We start from the raw sequence: 18,065 nt of genomic DNA, 5'->3' as shown, positions 1-18,065 counted from the left end.
GCGCCGGACGGGTCACGGGCACATGTGTGCCGAACTCGCTATCGGTGCGCTCCCTTGTGCTCGACTCGTGCCGGATCTGTCACGTCAGTCCCACCCCAACCCGCCGCGGCGCCATTCGTAGGCGTAGGCCACCGACACGTTCACGATGAACAGGGCCATCGCCGCCAGGCCGAACCAGCCGAGCGCGTCGAAGGCCACCGCCCACGGGTAGAGGAAGACGATTTCGATGTCGAAGATGATGAACAGCATCGCGGTCAGGTAGTACTTGACCGGAATTCTCTGCACCACAGTCCGTCTCACGTCGGACAGGGTGGACGTCCCCGAACCGCCGCCGATGGGTTCGATACCGCACTCGTAGGCATCGAGTTTGGCGCGGTTGGCCCGGCGCGGCCCCACCGCCGAGGCGATGACGACCGAGAACACCGCGAAGCCGAGCGCGATCGCACCGAGAACGAGGATCGGAACATAGGCGTTCATCGCCGATCGACTCCCTCCGTGCGCTCGCTCAGTGGGTGTGAGCTGCTGGGTAGTAGCGAGCTGATGTGAGCTACAACACAACCTTACAAGCGCATGCCGCCGTGTCGAGACATTTGGCGGAGTTTTCGGACGACCGTCCCGACCGGGAGCCGAAATACCTGTTCAGGACTGTTGCTGCGAGAGCTTTCCGCGCAACATGTCGCCCAGGGCTGCCGGCAATTCGATCGGATCGACCGGAAGCGTCGCGGCGGCGTCGGCCCGCGACCAGTCGGCCAGCCAGCGGTCGGCGGCGCGACCGATCAACACCAGCGTCGGCGGCCGCGGATCATATTCGTCGCTCATCTGCTTGGCTATGCCCAGCCCACCCTCGGGCGAGGCCTCACCGTCGAGGATGGCGACGTCGACGTTGCCGGCATCGAGTTGGGCGAAGACCATCGGCCCGGTCGCCACCTCCAAGAAGCTCAACTCCGGCAGATCGGGCACAGGCCGGGTGCCCAGTGCGCCGATGACCTGGCGACGGGTGTCGGCGTCGTCGGAGTACACCAACACCCGCAACACCGAAGGTCGCTGGGGCAAAGCATCATCGGTGCTGGTCACGTGGTCGGTGCCGCTCACGGGATCGATGCTACGTCAGTGTTCGGTGGAGAACCCGGTACGACGGCGATGCGATTCGAGCGCGAGCGTGACCAGGCGGTCGATGAGGTCGGGGTAGGGCAGTCCGGTGGCATCCCAGAGCTTCGGATACATCGAGCCCGGGGTGAAACCGGGAATCGTGTTGACCTCGTTGAGGAGCCAGCCCCGACCGAACTCCTCGTAGAAGAAGTCCACGCGTGCCATGCCCGCGCAACGCATCGCCGTGAACACCTTCGCCGCGAGCTCGCGGACGTCGGCGGCGGCCTGCGCCGACAGCGGTGCCGGGATCACCAGCTTCGCGGCACCGGTGATGTATTTGTCCTCGTAGTCGTAGAATTCGCTGCCCGGCATGATCTCCCCGGGCACCGACGTCTCCGGCAGCGCATTGCCGAGCACGGCCACCTCGACCTCACGGCCGTCGACCATTTCCTCGATGACGACGACGTCGTCGTAGCGCAGCGCGAGATTGATCGCGGCGTCGAGTTCGGCGGCATCGTGGGCCTTGGTGATCCCCACCGACGAGCCCATGTTCGCGGGCTTGACGAACAGCGGAAGCCCCATCTCTTCGATAGCCCGGAAGGCGATGGTGCGCGGATCGTCGACGCCATCGCGGAACTCCAGCCACCGGCACTGCGGGATCCCGGCCTGCGCGGCAACCACCTTGGCCATCGCCTTGTCCATGCACACCGCGGAGCTGAGCACCCCGGCGCCGACATAGGGCAGCCCGAACAGCTCCAACATGCCCTGGATCGTGCCGTCCTCACCGTGCGGTCCGTGCAGCAGCGGCAACACCACACCGATGGCGTCGTCGGACTGTCGGCGCAACTCGGCGAGCGGTTCGACGGCCGTACCGGCGATCTCGAGTTCACCGGGCAGCTCGGTGCCCTCGGCGAGCGCGGCGATCACCTTGTCGTTGCGCACCCAGGTGCCGTCCTTGGCGATGCCGATGGGCCTCACCTCGTACTTGGCGGGGTCGGCGGCGGCGATCACGTGCGCCGCGGTGACCCGGGAGACGTCGTGCTCGGCGGACACACCGCCGTAGAGCACGATCAGACGCAGCAGGGGAGAGGCCATGGGGTCACGATAGCGTTAGGGCGTGCACATCCAGGCAAGTGAGATCGCCGACGTTGTCGGCGGAGAGCTGACCAACGGCGAGGACGTCACGGTGACCGGCGCGACCATCGATTCGCGTGCCGTCGCCGCCGGGCAACTGTTCGTCCCGATCGTCGCCGCCCGCGACGGACACGATTTCATCGGTTCGGCCGTCGCCGCGGGCGCCACGGCATACCTCACCTCGCAGCCCCCGCGTGCCGAGGTCGCCGCCGCCGCGATCACCTGCGCCGACACCGCGGCCGCGCTCGCCGACGTCGGACGACTGGTGCGTCGCCGTCTGCCCGAACGGGTCGTCGGGGTGACGGGGTCGGTCGGCAAGACCTCCACCAAGGACCTGCTCGCCGGGGTGCTCGCGACGACCTTCATCACCGCCGCCAGCGAGAAATCGTTCAACAATGAACTGGGCCTGCCACTGACGCTGGCGAACGCCCCCGACGACACCGAGGCCGTGGTCGTCGAGATGGGGGCGCGCGGCGTCGGGCACATCGCCGAGTTGTGCTCCATCGCCCGCCCGACCGTCGGGATCGTCACCCGCGTCGAGGGCGTCCACCTGGAATTGTTCGGCGACATCGAATCGGTCGGCCGGGCCAAGGGCGAACTCGTCGAGTCACTGCCCGCCGACGGCATCGCCGTCCTCAACGCCGACCACGAGCGCGTGATCGCGATGGCCGGGCGCACCTCGGCGCAGGTGCTGAGCTATGGGCTGACCCCGTCGGCCGACGTCAGCGCCACCGACATCACCGTCGACGCGGCCCTGCGCGCGTCGTTCCGGCTGCATACGCCGTGGGGGTCGACGCAGGTGAGCCTGGGTGCGCGCGGCGAACACCAGGTGTCCAACGCGCTGGCCGCGGCCGCGGCCGCCGGCGGGCTGGGGGTGCCCGTCGAGGCCATGGCCGACGGCCTGCTCGGTGCGGCGCTGTCGGGGTTGCGGATGGAACTGCACACCACCGACGCCGGCGTCACGATCCTCAACGACGCCTACAACGCCAACCCGACGTCGATGGCCGCGGCGCTGCGGTCGCTGGCCGCGCTCGACGGTCGCCGTCGGATCGCGGTGCTCGGCACGATGGCCGAACTCGGGGCCGATGCACCGGCCGCGCACGAGCAGATCGCGGAGCAGGCGCAGTCACTCGGGGTCGAGGTGATCGCCGTCGACGAACCGTCTTACGGAACGTTTGCCCGGCACGTCGGCGACGTCGCGGCCGCCGTCGCCGCCCTCGACGACCTCGCCGAGGGTGATGTGGTGCTCGTCAAGGGCAGTCGGGTGGCCGCACTCGAGCGGGTCGCCGACGCACTGGGGTGACAGTGCCTGACCCATGTCGTGCACGCCGACGTCAGTAGGGGTAGCGCGGCATATCACTCCGGGCGGTCAGCCACTGCGTTTCGGTGAACGCGTCCAGGTTGGCGTCGATGCCACCCACGCGTCCGCCATTTCCGGAGGCACCGAGTCCGCCGAAGGGAACTACAGCTTCGTCGCCGACGGTCTGATCGTTGACGTGCACTAGTCCGGCGGGGATACGCGACGCGAGTTCGATTCCGCGCATCGGGTCGGCGGTGAGGACGCCCAGCGAGAGCCCGTAGTCGCTGTTCGTGGCGATCTGGGTGGCCTCTTCGATGTCGGAGAACGAGATCACCGGGGCAACGGGGCCGAAGACCTCGTCCCGGAACGCGGGAGTATCCTGGGCCGACCCGGCCAAGACCGTTGGGCGATAGAACAGTTCGTCATAGCTACCTCCGGCCGCGAGCTGTGCTCCCGCGGATACGCTGGCCGTCACCAGCCGATGGATCCGGTCGCGCTGCCCGACGTCGATGATCGGGCCCAACGCGACGTCGTCGACGAAAGGGTCTCCGACCGGAAGTCGTTGTGCGTGCTGTGCCAGCAGAGCTGTGTAGTCATCGACGATGCTCTCGTGGACGATGTGCCGCCCGGACGCCATGCATATCTGTCCCTGATGGAGGAAGGAGCCGAAAGCCCCTGCCGATACTGCAGTTTCGACATCCACGTCGTCGAGGACGATCAGTGCGTTGTTGCCGCCGAGTTCGAGGTGGGCTCGTTTGAGATGTCGGCCCGCGAGTTCGCCCACGGCGCGACCGGCCTGGGTGGAACCGGTGAATGCGATCACTCGCACCGAGGGGTGCACGACGATGGCTTCTCCGGCCGCTGCGTCGCCGGGGAGCACACTGAGGAGCCCCGCGGGGAGCCCGGCCTCCTCGAAGATCCGGGCAAGGAGCACCCCGCCACTGACTGCGGTACGCGGATCAGGCTTGAGTACAACGGCATTGCCCAACGCCAGCGCGGGAGCGACCGCGCGGATGGACAGGATGACGGGGAAGTTGAAGGGGGCGATGACCCCCACCGTGCCCACCGGAACCCGCCGAGACAGACTCAGCCGCTGCTGCTCGGACCGGAGAACCGCTCCGAATGGGTGCGCCGCCAATGCTGCTGCGTTGTAACACTCTTCCGCTGCCGCGTGGGTTTCGATACCTGCTTTCGCTCGGACGCTGCCTGATTCGCGGATGAGCCACTCGTGGATCTCGTCGGTGTGGTGTTCGAAGAGTTGCCCTGCGCGACGCAAGACCGCGGCGCGATCGGTATAGGGTTTCTCCGCCCATTCGCGCTGCGCTGCACGTGCCCGATTGGCGGCATCGGCGACATCGTCCGGGGTTGCCATGCCGATGACGCCCAATTCTACGCCGGTGGCCGGTTCTGTCACGACGTGGTCTGGTGCGCTTCCTCGAATCCATGCGCCGACAAAGATCTTCGAGGACCAGACGCAGGAGTCGAGCAGGGAGGTGGCAGGCGCTGCCTGTCGTGTGGATGTGGCATTCATGGGATGGTGTCCGATCTGCATCGAGGTGGTTGGTGTGACTCAGGGGGTGGTGTCGTCCAACCGAGAAGGGGGATCCGGGCGTCGATTCACGGTCGCGCGCGACGGGAATGCCGTCATGGCGATTTCCGTGTATGGGCGGCCCTGCGCCGCGCCCCGCCCGCGACCTGCGAGGCTGCCGAGCCAAGCGAGAGCGAAGGAGACCGGCACGGTGACGATGGCGGGAATACCGAGCGGGAAGATCGCGTCGTCGCCCATCACGTTGGGCCCCAGGGCCACGAGCACGATACTGAGCAGCAGTCCTCCCGTTACCGCCGCCTGGGCGCCGGTGCGAGTGAACCCACGCCAGTAGATCGTGAGCACGATGACCGGTGTCAGTGTGGCGGCGGCGATGGCGAACGCCACGTTTGCCAGGAAGCCCACATTGAGGTTCTGCGCGCCCAGCGCGAGGAAAATCGCGAGCACAGAAATGATCAGACCGGCGATCCTGCTCACCGTGACTTCTCGGCGCGGGCTGACATTTCCACGTTTGATGACATTCGCGTACAGATCGTGCGCGGCAGCGCCCGAGGCGGCGATCGCGATCCCGGAGAGTACGGCGAGGATCGTCGCGATGACCACGCCGGCGAGAACGGCGAGCAGGATGTTGCCGCTGACGGCTTCCGTGAGCCGGGCGATCGCCAGATTGCCGCCTTTGTTGTCGTCGAGGATCTGTTGTCGCCCCACCTCGTTCAGTGATGCATAGCCGAAGATCGGCAGAAGCAGGAAGAAGACCGAGAAGATGATCATCGCGATCAACGTCGACGACCGCGCGGCTCGGGTGTCCTTGGTGGTGAGGAACCGCAACATGACGTGCGGCAGACCCATCACCCCCAGCGCGAGGCCGACCATCAACGAAACGTTGTTCCAGGAGTTCGTGGCGTCGAGCCGATGTGCGCTGACGATCTGACTTCCGAACCGATCGGCCGATTCGGTGATGGGGCCCAGCGGATTCCAGCCGGTGTGGGCGATGACGAACATCAGCAGAACGAAGACGACGGCGATCAGCAGTACGCTCTTGAATGCTTGGATGTAGGTTGCCGCGACCATCCCGCCGAGGAGCATGTAGGCGGTCATGAGTACTGCAAGTACCACCACCGCCACGGAGAAGGGCACGCCCAGAAGGAGTTCGGCCAGCACCCCGGCGCCGACGAATTGGATCATCATGTAGATCATGCTGATCAGCAGTGTCGTCACCGCCATCGACCCGCGCAGGAGCCGCCCGTCGAAACGGTGGGAGACAACGTCGGCCAAAGTGTATTTGCCGAGATTGCGCAATGGCTCGGCCACGATCAAGAGTACGAGCAAAAAAGCGGTGGGAATCCCCAGGGCGAGGTAGAAGCCGCTGAAACCGGTCAGTGCGACGGCGCCGGTGATGCCGAGAAGTGAAGCGGCGGAGAGCTGTTCGCCAGCCAGTGCCAGCCCGTTCTGTAGGGCGGAGACGCGCTGACCGGCGACGTAGTGGTCGCCGGCATCCTTGTTGCGTCGGGACGCGAGCACCGCGAGCCCCAATGTGATGGCGACGATCGTCGACACCACGACCACCGATAACGTGTCCATCAGAGGACTCCTCCCCGGGTGTCGACCCGGTTCATTCGAACGCAATGGGTCGCCGCGATGCCGAGAACGGCTACAAAGTCGATGAACCCGATGACGTATCCCACGCCGATGCCTCCGATGTGCCCGTCGAAAAGGGGCGTGAAGAGCATCGTCAGGGTGAGTGCCATGAGAAGAACGAAAGCGGCGCAGCCGACGAGGATGTTGCGACGCATCTGGCGTCGGGTACTCGCGGGCAGGTCTCCACGGACCTGGTCCGGGAGGTCGAGTGAGGGGGTCATGTGAAACTCCATGCGGTAGAAGGGGCGTGCAGTCCGCCACATGCCGGGCGGGTTATCTTGCAGCTCACTCATCGTCTGGGAAGTCCAGGGGCATTGACCACATGCCCTCTCATCATTCGGAAAAGGCTCGTAGCATTGCGTCGAGTGACGTCGGTGCAGGACTCGGTGACGGTACGGCGGAGATGACATGGCTGAATCGAGGAGTTCCCTGAGCCGAGCGCTGTCGATCCTGGAATCGTTCAGCGAGGATCGGCCGGAACAGACACTGAGGGCGATCGTGTCGGCCACTGGCCTCCCGCCCGCCACGGCGCATCGATACCTGGCCGAGTTGGTCAAGTGGGGTGGCCTCGACCGAACCGGCCGCGGCACGTACACGGTGGGTCGTCGGTTGTGGCAGCTCGGGGCGCTTGCGCCACGGGAGCGCCAACTCAGGGATGTCGCGTTGCCGGTACTGGAAGACCTCTTCGAGACGACGCACGAGGTGGTGCACCTGGTGGTTCTCGACGACCTGCGTGCTCTCTATATCGAGAAGCTCGAGCCTCGGGCCAGGGCGGGCGCCTCGGTGTCCTCACAGGTCGGTTACCGCCTACCGTTGCATGCCACGGGCCCCGGAAAGGTGCTCTTGGCCTTCGGTGATTCCAAGACGCGTGAAGAGATCCTGGCGGGAGAGCTGCCCCGAATGGCCTCACAGACCATCACCGATCCGCACACGCTGCAGCGTGCGCTCGCGGAGATCCGCTCGACCGGGTTCGCCATCTCACGCAACGAGATGACGGAGGGCAATGCCTCGGCGGCGGCACCCGTCTTCGACAAGTCCGGCCGGGTGGTCGCTGCGATCTCTGTGGTGGTTCCCGCCGCGAATCCCAATCTCAGTGCGCTGGCGCAAGGTGTGCGGGTTGCCGCCGCGGTCATCACCCGAACCCTCAGGGCGTGACCGCCGCGGCATGCTGCATCAGAGCTCGAGACGAGGGTCAGCGGCGACGTCGACCTCGACGACCAGCGGACTCGTGCGCTCGGCGAGTGACGGGATGATCTCGTCCAGCGCGACGTCGAGTTCGTCGGCGCTCACCACTCGCGTGATCGGGCAGTTCAGCCCCGCGGCGAGGGTGCTGATCGAGACCTCCTCGAACGACGGCCAGGGTGCGGGCCCGCGTCCTTCGCGGGCGGCAAGGCGATCCATGATCGCGTAGCGTCCGTTGGCCAGTACGACGAACACCGTCCCGACGTTGTAACGTGCTGCAGTCCAAAGGGATTGAATCGCATACAGCGATGATCCGTCCCCGATCACACACACGACCGGACGATCCGGGGCGCCCATTTTCAGGCCGATCGCTGCGGGCATCGCGAATCCGAGGCCGCCCATCGCGGCGCTGACGAAGCCCAAAGGGGCTCGTGCGGGCAGCAGCTCATGGAGATCGGATCTGCTCGATGGGGTTTCCTCCACGAGGACGGCGTCGGGTGGGAGTCGTCGGCTCAGAGACCCCAGGACGTGTGCGGCGCGTAGCGCAGATCCCGGTTCGGTTGGTGGAGTCTTTATCGGATGTTGCTGCACCACAGTGCCTTCCGGTCGAGACCGGATCGACTTCGACAAGTCGTCGGCGAATGCTGCAGGGTCGGCCAGCACGGCAAGGCGAGCGGGACTACGGGAGGCCTCTGCGTCGATGTCGGTGATCACCACCACCGAAGTCGTGGAGGGTACGAGCGGCCCCTCGTCGAAGGGATACTGACGAAAGACCGGCGCGCCGATGACGATGACCAGATCAAATGGCTCGAGCGTCCTGCGTAATCCCGCCCGGGCCGCCGGAAGGTGGCCGACGAACAATCGGTGATCCTGCGGGAATCCGGCACGGGCGCCGAACGCCTCCTGGAAGACCGGACAATTCAGCCGTTCCGCGAGAGCGGTCGAGGCGCGCCATCCGGCGTCGCTGTCGAGACCCGTTCCGACCACGAGGGCAGGTGAACGACTCTCGTCGATCAATTCGGCAATTGCTGTCACCGATTCGGGACTGCTCCGGCGACCGATCACGAGGTGGTCACTCGCGGCGTTCTCGGTGTCTCCGGCGGGCATCAGCCAGTCGTCCATGGGAACGATGACCAGCGCGGGCCCTCGACCGATCGTCGCTTCCCGGAATGCGCGCTGGATCGCTCCCGGGACGTCTTGCGCGCGTACCGGTTGGTCGACCCAGACCGGGTAATCGCCGGCGAGTTGACTGAGCCGCCCGGCCAGGAACGGCTCCAGCGCAAGGTGTCTGCGGTCCTGCTGACCGACGACCACAACCAGCGGTGCTCGGTTCACCCGCGCCGTTGCCAGGGCTCCGACGGCATTTCCCAGTCCGGCAGTGGTGTGCAGGACGACCAGCGCCGGAGAGCCTGTCGCGAGCGCGTGCCCGGTGGCGATGCCGACCACCGAGCCTTCATGAAGTGCCAGAACGAATTCCAGGTCATCTGGAAGGTCGGTCAGGAACGAGACCTCGGTGGAACCTGGATTGGAGAAAATGGTTGTCATGCCGGTATGACGCAGTACGTCGAAGGTGGCAACGCGGACCGTGTGCATGGGGACTCCGATGGTCGAGATAGATGGCGGGCGAATGAGAGCGACCACCTGGCGATGCGTGGTCGGCCCAAAAGAGTTCGTCGCACCGGCGACTCTGCCAGGACGCGACGCGGTGCGGCACAGGGACTCTCAGCATCCGGAAAACCGGTGTCATCCGGACCTCCGGAGCATTAGCGTCGGGAGCCTCATCTCGTTGTGCCGACTGTGTTCAGCGCAGCGAGATGCCGCAACAGCGGATCGTGCTACGAGTGGAGGCAGGCAGATGAAGATCGCGGTGGTGGGATCGGGTGCGATGGGGCAGTTGTTCGGCGCTCGACTGGCGCTCGGCGGTAACGACGTGTCATTCGTCGATGCGAATCCCCAGGTCGTCGAGAGGTTGAACGCCGACGGCATCACGCTCGACTTCGGTACAGGTACCACGAGTGTCGTGGCATCGGCGACCACGGCGGCCGATGCCCGCGGGATTGTTGATCTCGTCATGATGTTCACGAAGGGTTTTCACACCGAGGCGGCGCTCGAGTCCATCGGCCATCTGGTGGGGAAAGCGACCTTCGGGCTCACCCTGCAGAATGGGCTCGGCAACGATGTGGTACTGGAGCAGCAGTTCGGATCAGAACGCACCCTGATCGGAATGACGGATCTGCCTGCTGATCTCATTCGCCCAGGTCTGGTGCGCACTCGGCGCGAAGGCAAGGTGGCCATCGGTGGGACGCGCGGGGCCATGGTGGCCCAGGGCGTGCGAGAAACCTTCTCCGCCGCGGGCTTCACCGTCGCCGAAACGACTGACGTGCGCGTTCCGATCTGGGAGAAGGTGGCGTTCAATTCCGCCTTGAACACGATCAGCGCACTCACCCGGCAAACGGTGGGACAGATCGGCACCGACGGCGGCACCAGAGCTCTCGTCGAGAACGTCGTCGACGAAGTCGTCGACGTTGCTCATGCCGAAGGAGTGGACATCGACAACGACCGCATCATGTCGGCCGTGTCCTCCGCATTCGCGCACCACACCGACCACAAGACATCCATGCTGGGAGATATCGAGTCAGGTCGTCGGACCGAAATCGACAACATCGCCGGGGCGGTGGTTCAACGAGGTCGTGATCATCATGTCGAGACCCCCGTGCTCGACGTCCTGTGCACGCTGGTGCGCAGCACGCAACCGAGTTGACGTGACGCTGTCGTTCGCAGAACCGGCCATCGCGGCCTGGTCCTGCGAACGATCTCCTCAGCTCTTGTGTTCGGCGTTGGCCCGGATGATCTCGCGCAGGTAGGTCGCCAGGCCCGGCGCGACACCGTCGTAATGCGCGGTGAAACGCGGGTCGGCGACGTACATGTCGGCCAGGCACACCTGCATCTCGTAGCCGCAGTCGTAGAACTTCTCGATGGCGGCCCGATGTTGTTCGGCCAGCGCGTCGGCCTCCGCCGATCCGGGGCTCACACCGCGGCCCATCGCATCGGCCACGCGTGCCTCGAAGGCGTCGGTCTCCTCCTTGATCCGACGCCAATCGTCCTTTGAGTATCCGGCGGTGCGCTGTTGGCTCTGCTGCCACGCAGCGGTGTCACCCCAACGTTCCTGTGCCTCGTCGGCGTACTCGTCGCCGAGCCAGTCGTCGCCGAAGATCTCGGCCTGCTCGGCCGCCGTCAACGCGATACCGGTCTTCTTCGCAGTCATCATGTCCTCCACAGCCGCGACCATTCGGGTGAGGTGAGCGATACGGACGTGCAGCAGATCGCGCTGGTTGGAGAGGTGTTCCAGCGCGTCGGCCGACGGATCGTCGAGCAGGGTCGCTATCTGTTCGAGAGGAAATCCCAGCTCCCGGTAGGTCAGTACCTGATGGAGCCGTTCGACGTCGGCGTCGTCGTAGACGCGGTAGCCGGCATGTGTGCGCGCCGACGGCGTCACCAGGCCGATCTCGTCGTAGTGGTGCAACGTTCGCACGCTGACTCCGACGAGCCGCGCCGTGGCGCCGACCGTCAGCACTTCGGGATGTCCTTCGCTCACTCCCCACACCTTCGGGTCTGACGTCACGTGAGGGTCAAGTCGCGCCGGTGGGATCGGGATGCGGTCGGTCAGGGCGTGAAGCCGAGGACCTTGTCTCCCGATTGGCAGGCGGCGAGGATGCCGCGGACCTCCGACGGGCCGCACGTCCAACCGGAGACCTTCTGCTGTTGGCCGGTCGCGATCTTCGGGCTGTACTCGGTGCCGACCTTCTTCGCGGTCTCGCAGTCGACGTCGCCGGCGAGCACGAGCACTCGCAGTGCGCCGTCGGGGCCGGCCACGCTGCCGCAGGTCTTGCTCGTCGACGAGGTCGAGGCCGACTGAGCGCCCGAGGACGCCTCGGTGGTGCGCGACTGTGGGCTCGGGCCGGCGACGACCGGCACGCTGGTGCTCGGTGTGGTGACCGAGGGGGCGGCGGAGGAGTCCTGCGCACCGGACTGCTGTTCGTCACCGCATGCGGCCAGCGACACCGTGGCCAGTGCGGCCATACCGCCTACCGCCAACGACCGGGCCGACCAGCGCGTCAAAGTGGGATGCGACATGGTCTTCACCGTAGCGAACCCGCCCCGGAGAACGAACAGACGACAACCGTCGGTTTGAGCTGCACGCTCATGGCCTGCGAAGATGCTCCGGTGAGTTCGCACGACACCTTCCGGATCGGCACCCGACTCCCCGGCACATTGGGGCGCACCGGTGTCATCACGACGCCGCACGGGGAGATCGCCACGCCCGCGTTCGTGCCGGTCGGGACCAAGGCGACGGTCAAGACCGTGCTGCCGGAGTCGGTGGCCGCGCTCGGGGCACAAGCGGTGCTGGCCAACGCCTATCACCTGTATCTGCAGCCGGGGCCGGAGATCATCGACGCGGCCGGCGGGCTGGGTGCGTTCATGAACTGGCGGGGCCCCACCTACACCGACAGCGGCGGGTTCCAGGTGATGTCGCTGGGCGCCGGGTTCAAGAAGGTCATCTCGATGGACGTGACCGGTGAGCAGGATGATCACAAGATCGCCGAAGGGCGCGAACGACTTTCCCACGTCGACGACGACGGCGTCACCTTCAAGTCGCACCTCGACGGCTCGTTTCATCGCTTCACCCCCGAGGTGTCGATGCAGATCCAGCATCAGCTCGGCGCCGACATCATCTTCGCCTTCGACGAGCTCACCACCCTGATGAACACCCGTGGCTATCAGGAGAGTTCGCTGGAGCGGACCCGGCTCTGGGCGATTCGTTGTCTCGCCGAACACAATCGGCTCTCGGTCGAGCGCAGCCACCGCCCGCAGCAAGCGCTGTGGGGCGTGTTGCAGGGCGCGCAGTACGAGGATCTACGACGCAAGGCCGCGCGGGATCTGACCGAACTGTCCCGCATCGACCGGGAGAACGGCGGAAAAGGCTTCGGCGGCTACGGGATAGGCGGTGCGTTGGAGAAAGACAACCTCGGCACCATCGTCGGCTGGGTCAACACCGAGCTTCCGGAGAACGCACCCAAACATCTCCTCGGTATCAGCGAGCCCGATGACATCTTCACCGCCATCGAGAACGGCGCGGACACCTTCGACTGCGTCTCGCCGACGCGGGTCGCGCGCAACGGTGCCGTCTACACCCGCGACGGCCGGGTCAACATCACCAACGCGCGCTACCGCAAGGACTTCGGGCCGATCGACCCCGAGATCACCAATTACACCTCGCAATACACCCGCGCCTACTTGCATCACCTGTTCAAGGCCAAGGAAGGGCTCGCGGCGACGCTGGCAACCCTGCACAACGTCTCCTTCGTCATCGACATGGTCGACGGGGCCCGCCGCGCCATCGAGAACGGCGACTACGAGGCCTACCGAGACGACTTCCTCGGTCGCTACTACGCCGGCCGTGCCGCGCGCTGACGGCGCTCTTCTCCCCGCCGACAGTGCTCGTTATAACGCCGACGGCGCTCTTCCTGACGCCGACGGCGCCCGCGGGAACTCCGAGAGCGCCCGACCCGTTGGCTTTGCGTATCCTGTGAATCACCCCCGACCCGAGACCGAAAGCTCTGATGACCCGCGCGAAGCGCAAACGCAAGAAACCCCGACGATCCGGCCCCCATCCGGGGGCAGCGTTTTCTGACCGAGCCGCGGTCATGCTCCCCGAGAGCGGGGCATCATGCTGCTGACATTGCTCGGAATCCTCATCGGCATCCTGGTGGTCTTCGCGATCACGGCGCTGACCGGCTACTTCGTCGCCCAGGAATTCGCCTACATGGCCGTCGACCGATCCCGCCTCAAGGCACGCGCCGAGGCGGGCGACACCGCCGCAACCCGTGCGCTCGCAGTGACCCGACGCACATCATTCATGCTGTCCGGCGCTCAGCTCGGCATCACCGTCACCGGCCTGCTCGTCGGCTACGTCGCCGAACCGCTCATCGGCAGCGGCTTCGGTGACCTGCTCGGCGACGTCGGGGTCCCGGTGTCGGTCGGCGTGGCCATCGGCACGATCCTCGCGGTGCTGTTCTCGACGGTGATCCAGATGGTCTTCGGCGAACTGTTCCCGAAGAACCTCGCCATCGCCCGTCCCGAACCGGTCGCCCGTCGACTCGCGCTGTCCACCCGCACCTACCTCAAGATCTTCGGTCCACTCATCACGGTGTTCGACGCGGCGTCCAACCTGCTGCTCAAGGCGCTGCGCATCGAACCGGTGCACGACGTCGAGCATTCGGCGACGCCCCGCGACCTCGAACACATCGTCGCGGAGTCGGCGCAGGCCGGGGAGATCCCCGCGGAACTGTCCCAGCTTCTCGATCGCGTTCTCGAATTCCCCACCCGCGCTGCCGATCACGCGATGATCCCGCGTCCGCGCGTGGACACCGTGCCCGCCGACCTCGATCTCGCCGCGGTCCGTAGCCGGATGGCGAGCGGCCACACACGCTATCCCGTGATCGATGCGGGCACCGACGACGTCGTCGGGGTGGTCCACCTCGCCGACATCCTGGAATGGTCGGCGACCCCGGCACCGACTGCAAGGACCGCCCGCGACCTCGCACGCCCCGCGGTGATCGTCCCGACGACACTGCCGCTGCCGCAGGTACTCGACGACATCACCGCCGCCGGCGACGAGATGGCGGTCGTCATCGACGAATACGGCGGATTCGCCGGCATCGTCACCACCGAGGACATGGCCGAGGAACTCGTCGGTGAGATCGACGACGAGCACGATCCCGCCGACACCGGCCCCATCGCGGTGCTCGCCGACGGCTGGGCGATCCGCGGTGACGCACACCTCGACGAGGTGTCCCGCACGCTCGGATACGAACTCCCCGAAGGGGATTACGAAACGCTGAGCGGTCTGGTCATCGCCACCGCGGGGGAACTGCCCGACGTCGGCGACAGCGTGGTGTTGCCGATCGAACCCGACCCGGCCGGCCTCGTCGACGACCAACCGGCGCTCCCGCCGCGACTGATCGCCACGGTCGTCGAGATCGCCCACCGCGTACCCGCGATGGTGCACGTGACGCGCGAGACCGTCCCGGCCGCCGACGAATCACCGAAGGAGAGTCAGCGATGAGCAACCCCTGGGTCGTTCTCGCCGTGACGGTCGCGTTGATCGCGGCCAGCGCCTTCTTCGTCGCCGTGGAGTTCGCGCTGATCGCCGCGCGCAGGCACCGCCTCGAAGATGCCGCGGCGACCAGCCGTTCCGCACGTGCCGCCCTGCGCAGCGCGTCGGAACTGTCCGTACTGCTCGCCGGTTCGCAGTTGGGGATCACCGTGTGCACGTTGGCGCTCGGTGCGGTCACCAAGCCGGCTGTCCATCACTGGCTGACGCCGGCGTTCGAGAACATCGGCGCGCCACTGTGGTTGGCCGACATCGCCGGATTCGTCCTGGCGCTGATCATCGTGACGTTCCTGCACCTGGTGGTCGGTGAGATGGCGCCGAAGTCGTGGGCGATCGCCCACCCGGAACGGTCGGCGGTGTTGTTGGCCATCCCGATGCGGGTGTTCATGTGGTTCACCCGCCCGGTGATCGTCCAACTGAACAGGCTGGCCAACCGGGTGTTGCGGATGGTCGGTGTGGAGGCCGTCGACCAGGTCGCTTCCGGGCAGGATCCGGAGACGTTGCGCCAGCTCGTCGAGCATTCGGCGACCGTCGGCACGCTCGAGGCCCGCTATCACGAACACCTCTCGAACGCATTGGATCTCGCGTCGTTGACGGTGGCGGACGTGGCGACGGTGGTCGATCCCGATGGGGTCGATCACGATGTGACGGCGGCCGTCATCGAGGCACGGGCCCGGGACAGCGGGCATCTGCGTCTCGTGGTCCGCGACGGGCCGCGGGTAAGCGGTGTCGTCCACGTCCGGGACTGTCTCGAGGCCGCCCCCGACGCGAGCGCCGCCGACCTCATGCGGCCGGTGCTGGAAATGACGCCCGCACTTCCGGTCTACGACGCCCTGAGCCGAATGCGGCAGTACCGCAATCACATCGCGGTCGTCGTCGACGACGGCCGGGTCATCGGGGTGCTGTCCATCGACGACGTTCTGACCCGACTGCTTGCCACCGCGAGCTGAGCGCAGCCGAGACCGGTGCGCCAAGCGCAGTCAGCGCCACTCGAGATCGGACACGATCCACGGCGTGCGCGGTAGCACAGCGGGATCGAATCTCGCTGCCAGCGTGGCGATGTCAATGTGCTCGCCCGCTGCGGCGAGACCCAGTGACACGGCGATGTGATCGAGGACGATGCCGGCATCGATGCCGGTGGTTGCGAGATCGGCGAGGGTGACCGCGCCGTCGCGCTTGCTGAGCCGGACGCCGTCGGGGTTGAGCACCATGGGGACATGGGCGTAGGTCGGCGGCGAATAGCCCAGCAGTGTCGCCAGATACGCCTGTCGCGGCGCCGACGACAACAGGTCGTCGCCGCGGCAGACCTGATCGATGCCCTGCTCCGCGTCGTCGACGACCACGGCCAGGTTGTAGGCGGGGGTGCCGTCACCGCGTTGGATGACGAAGTCGTCGACCGCACCGGTGTAGTGGCCGTGGAGTACGTCGTCGACGGTGAACGTGCTGCGGTCGGCGATGATCCGGATCGCCGGTGGGCGGCCGGCCGCACGCTTGGCCTCGCGTTGCGCGACGGTCAGGGTGCGGCAGGTTCCCGGGTACGCGCCCGGCGGTGTGTGCGGCGCGCTGGGTGCCTCGAGGATCTCGCGACGTGTGCAGAAGCACTCGAAGGTCCGTCCGGTCGCGGTCAGATCGTCGATGATCTGCCGGTAGCGCGGCAGACGATCGGTTTGGTAGAGCACCGGCTCCTCCCAGGAGAGGCCGAGTGCGTGCAGGTCGGCGATCTGTCGGGCGTCCGAGCCGACGGCTGTGCGGTCCAGATTCTCCATGCGCAGCAAGAACCGTCGTCCCGTCGTGTGGGCGAACAGCCACGCCAACACGGCGGTACGGAGGTTGCCCACGTGGAGGTCTCCGGAGGGCGACGGGGCGAATCGACCTGCCGGGCCGGCCGCGGAAACGCCAGGGTGTTCGGTCATTGCCCTAGAGGCTACAAGTGGGTGACGATGGTGAGGTGGATCTCCCCGTCACTCCTCCGGTCGCGCCGATGCTCGCCAAAGCGGCGAGCATGGTTCCGGCCCAACCCGCCGACAATCCGGAATGGTCCTACGAGCCGAAATGGGACGGATTCCGCGCGTTGATCTTTCGCGACGGCGACGAGGTCGTCATCGGCTCTCGCGGTGGCAAGGACCTCGCACGCTACTTTCCCGAGATCGTTGCCGCTGCCCGCGAGGAGTTGCCCCTGAAAGTGGTGCTCGACGGGGAGATCGGTGTGCCCTCGCTCATCGGCGACACCCATCGACTCGATTGGGACTCGCTGGCCCAGCGCATCCATCCGGCGGCCTCGCGGGTCGCGATGCTCGCCGAGACCACACCGGCGATCTTCATCGGCTTCGACGCCCTGGCGCTCGGGAACGTCGGTGTGATCGACGAGTCTTTCGTCACCAGGCGCGAGGCGCTCGTGGAGGCCATAGGACCGGGCGGGCGCGATCGCCGATTCCATGTCAGCCGGGTGACCGCCGATCCGGCCGTCGCCGAGGACTGGTTCTCGGCGTTCGAGGGCGCCGGACTCGACGGCGTCGTCGCCAAACGCCTTGCCGGCCACTACGTGGAGAACAAGCGCGAGATGATCAAGGTCAAGCACAAGCGAACCGCCGACTGCGTGGTGATCGGCTACCGCGTGCACAAGAGCGGTACCGGTCTGGGGTCGATGCTGCTCGGGCTGTTCTACGACGGCGAGCTGCGAATGGTCGGCGGCGCAGGAGCTTTCACCGATGCCAAACGCGCCGAGCTGCAGCAGATGTTCGAGCCGATGCGTCTCGACCCGGACAAACCCTCCGCCGGGGAACCGACGCGGTGGCGTTCGGAGAAGTCGGGGGAGTGGATTCCGATCCGGCCCGAACTCGTCGCCGAGGTTGCCTATGACCAGATGGAGAACGGCCGCTTCCGGCACACCGTCAAGTTCCTGCGGTGGCGTCCCGACCGCGAGCCCGACAGCTGTGGATACGAGCAGCTCGACGTGCCGCTGACCTACGACCTGCACGATGTGCTGGAAGGGCTGGACTGAC

The 18,065-nt window shown here is 66.4% G+C and carries 17 protein-coding genes; 7 read left to right on the top strand and 10 right to left on the bottom strand.

Annotated features, from left to right (window positions below; translation table 11 throughout):
* Positions 1–84: 84 nt before the first annotated feature.
* The 3 genes from GOPIP_RS20410 to GOPIP_RS20400 all read right to left on the bottom strand — a co-directional run bounded on the left by GOPIP_RS20410 (position 85) and on the right by GOPIP_RS20400 (position 2,184).
* Positions 85–477 carry an NADH-quinone oxidoreductase subunit A gene (locus tag GOPIP_RS20410; RefSeq protein WP_006371686.1) on the bottom strand — a complete coding sequence of 131 codons (393 nt, stop codon included), beginning with the start codon at positions 475–477 and terminating at the stop codon, positions 85–87.
* A gap of 162 nt (positions 478–639) precedes the next feature.
* The gene (locus tag GOPIP_RS20405) at positions 640–1,092 is read right to left on the bottom strand and encodes a DNA-binding transcriptional response regulator (RefSeq protein WP_035728510.1); all 453 of its coding nucleotides are present in this window, start codon (positions 1,090–1,092) and stop codon (positions 640–642) included.
* A gap of 15 nt (positions 1,093–1,107) precedes the next feature.
* Positions 1,108–2,184, bottom strand: coding sequence for a D-alanine--D-alanine ligase family protein (locus tag GOPIP_RS20400; protein WP_006371684.1), 1,077 nt, complete (start codon positions 2,182–2,184; stop codon positions 1,108–1,110).
* A gap of 22 nt (positions 2,185–2,206) precedes the next feature.
* Between GOPIP_RS20400 and GOPIP_RS20395 the strand changes: the two genes are divergently transcribed.
* Complete coding sequence (locus GOPIP_RS20395) at positions 2,207–3,526, top strand: UDP-N-acetylmuramoyl-tripeptide--D-alanyl-D-alanine ligase (protein ID WP_006371683.1); 1,320 nt, start codon at positions 2,207–2,209, stop codon at positions 3,524–3,526.
* Between the two features lie 31 nt (positions 3,527–3,557).
* On the opposite strand, the gene GOPIP_RS20390 is transcribed toward GOPIP_RS20395, so the two are convergent.
* Genes GOPIP_RS20390 through GOPIP_RS20380 form a run of 3 tightly spaced genes read right to left on the bottom strand, consistent with a single transcriptional unit; the run spans position 3,558 to position 6,928 of the window.
* A complete protein-coding gene (locus GOPIP_RS20390; RefSeq protein ID WP_050955298.1) occupies positions 3,558–5,075 on the bottom strand; it encodes a benzaldehyde dehydrogenase in 1,518 nt (505 codons plus the stop codon).
* Between the two features lie 18 nt (positions 5,076–5,093).
* A complete protein-coding gene (locus GOPIP_RS20385) occupies positions 5,094–6,650 on the bottom strand; it encodes a sodium/solute symporter (RefSeq protein ID WP_006371681.1) in 1,557 nt (518 codons plus the stop codon).
* Positions 6,650–6,928 carry a hypothetical protein gene (locus tag GOPIP_RS20380; RefSeq protein ID WP_035728537.1) on the bottom strand — a complete coding sequence of 93 codons (279 nt, stop codon included), beginning with the start codon at positions 6,926–6,928 and terminating at the stop codon, positions 6,650–6,652. Before GOPIP_RS20380 ends, GOPIP_RS20385 begins: the two co-directional genes overlap by 1 nt.
* Before the next feature lie 187 nt (positions 6,929–7,115).
* Here GOPIP_RS20380 and GOPIP_RS20375 point away from each other — a divergent pair, with 187 nt between their 5' ends.
* Entirely contained in the window at positions 7,116–7,862 is a 747-nt protein-coding gene (locus GOPIP_RS20375) for an IclR family transcriptional regulator (protein ID WP_006371679.1), read from the top strand.
* Positions 7,863–7,880: 18 nt separating this feature from the next.
* On the opposite strand, the gene GOPIP_RS20370 is transcribed toward GOPIP_RS20375, so the two are convergent.
* On the bottom strand, positions 7,881–9,482 hold the full coding sequence (locus tag GOPIP_RS20370) for a thiamine pyrophosphate-dependent enzyme (RefSeq protein ID WP_006371678.1): 1,602 nt from the start codon (positions 9,480–9,482) through the stop codon (positions 7,881–7,883).
* A gap of 262 nt (positions 9,483–9,744) precedes the next feature.
* Here GOPIP_RS20370 and GOPIP_RS20365 point away from each other — a divergent pair, with 262 nt between their 5' ends.
* Positions 9,745–10,650, top strand: coding sequence for a ketopantoate reductase family protein (locus GOPIP_RS20365; protein ID WP_006371677.1), 906 nt, complete (start codon positions 9,745–9,747; stop codon positions 10,648–10,650).
* A gap of 57 nt (positions 10,651–10,707) precedes the next feature.
* On the opposite strand, the gene GOPIP_RS20360 is transcribed toward GOPIP_RS20365, so the two are convergent.
* Positions 10,708–11,484: a MerR family transcriptional regulator gene (locus GOPIP_RS20360; RefSeq protein ID WP_035728508.1), complete on the bottom strand. Its 777-nt coding sequence runs from the start codon at positions 11,482–11,484 to the stop codon at positions 10,708–10,710.
* 68 nt (positions 11,485–11,552) lie between these two features.
* On the bottom strand, positions 11,553–11,969 hold the full coding sequence (locus tag GOPIP_RS20355; RefSeq protein ID WP_006371675.1) for a hypothetical protein: 417 nt from the start codon (positions 11,967–11,969) through the stop codon (positions 11,553–11,555).
* Positions 11,970–12,092: 123 nt separating this feature from the next.
* On the opposite strand from GOPIP_RS20355, the gene tgt reads away from it, so the two are divergent.
* The 3 genes from tgt (at position 12,093) to GOPIP_RS20340 (ending at position 16,013) form a co-directional block, all read left to right on the top strand.
* The gene (tgt, locus tag GOPIP_RS20350) at positions 12,093–13,361 is read left to right on the top strand and encodes a tRNA guanosine(34) transglycosylase Tgt (RefSeq protein ID WP_035728506.1); all 1,269 of its coding nucleotides are present in this window, start codon (positions 12,093–12,095) and stop codon (positions 13,359–13,361) included.
* A gap of 256 nt (positions 13,362–13,617) precedes the next feature.
* Entirely contained in the window at positions 13,618–15,015 is a 1,398-nt protein-coding gene (locus tag GOPIP_RS20345) for a hemolysin family protein (RefSeq protein WP_006371673.1), read from the top strand.
* Positions 15,012–16,013, top strand: coding sequence for a hemolysin family protein (locus GOPIP_RS20340; RefSeq protein WP_006371672.1), 1,002 nt, complete (start codon positions 15,012–15,014; stop codon positions 16,011–16,013). Before GOPIP_RS20345 ends, GOPIP_RS20340 begins: the two co-directional genes overlap by 4 nt.
* A 30-nt stretch (positions 16,014–16,043) precedes the next feature.
* Here the strand turns inward: GOPIP_RS20340 and gluQRS are convergent, their stop codons facing one another.
* Entirely contained in the window at positions 16,044–16,976 is a 933-nt protein-coding gene (gene gluQRS / locus GOPIP_RS20335; protein ID WP_081482540.1) for a tRNA glutamyl-Q(34) synthetase GluQRS, read from the bottom strand.
* Positions 16,977–17,011: 35 nt separating this feature from the next.
* On the opposite strand from gluQRS, the gene GOPIP_RS20330 reads away from it, so the two are divergent.
* Positions 17,012–18,064 carry an ATP-dependent DNA ligase gene (locus GOPIP_RS20330; protein ID WP_006371670.1) on the top strand — a complete coding sequence of 351 codons (1,053 nt, stop codon included), beginning with the start codon at positions 17,012–17,014 and terminating at the stop codon, positions 18,062–18,064.
* Position 18,065 lies beyond the last annotated feature (1 nt).

Origin of the sequence: Gordonia polyisoprenivorans NBRC 16320 = JCM 10675 (assembly GCF_000241325.1) — a bacterium.
Classification (GTDB): domain Bacteria; phylum Actinomycetota; class Actinomycetes; order Mycobacteriales; family Mycobacteriaceae; genus Gordonia; species Gordonia polyisoprenivorans.
The sequence above is the reverse complement of the archived record's forward strand: the minus strand, read 5'-3'. Positions and strand labels throughout refer to the sequence as shown.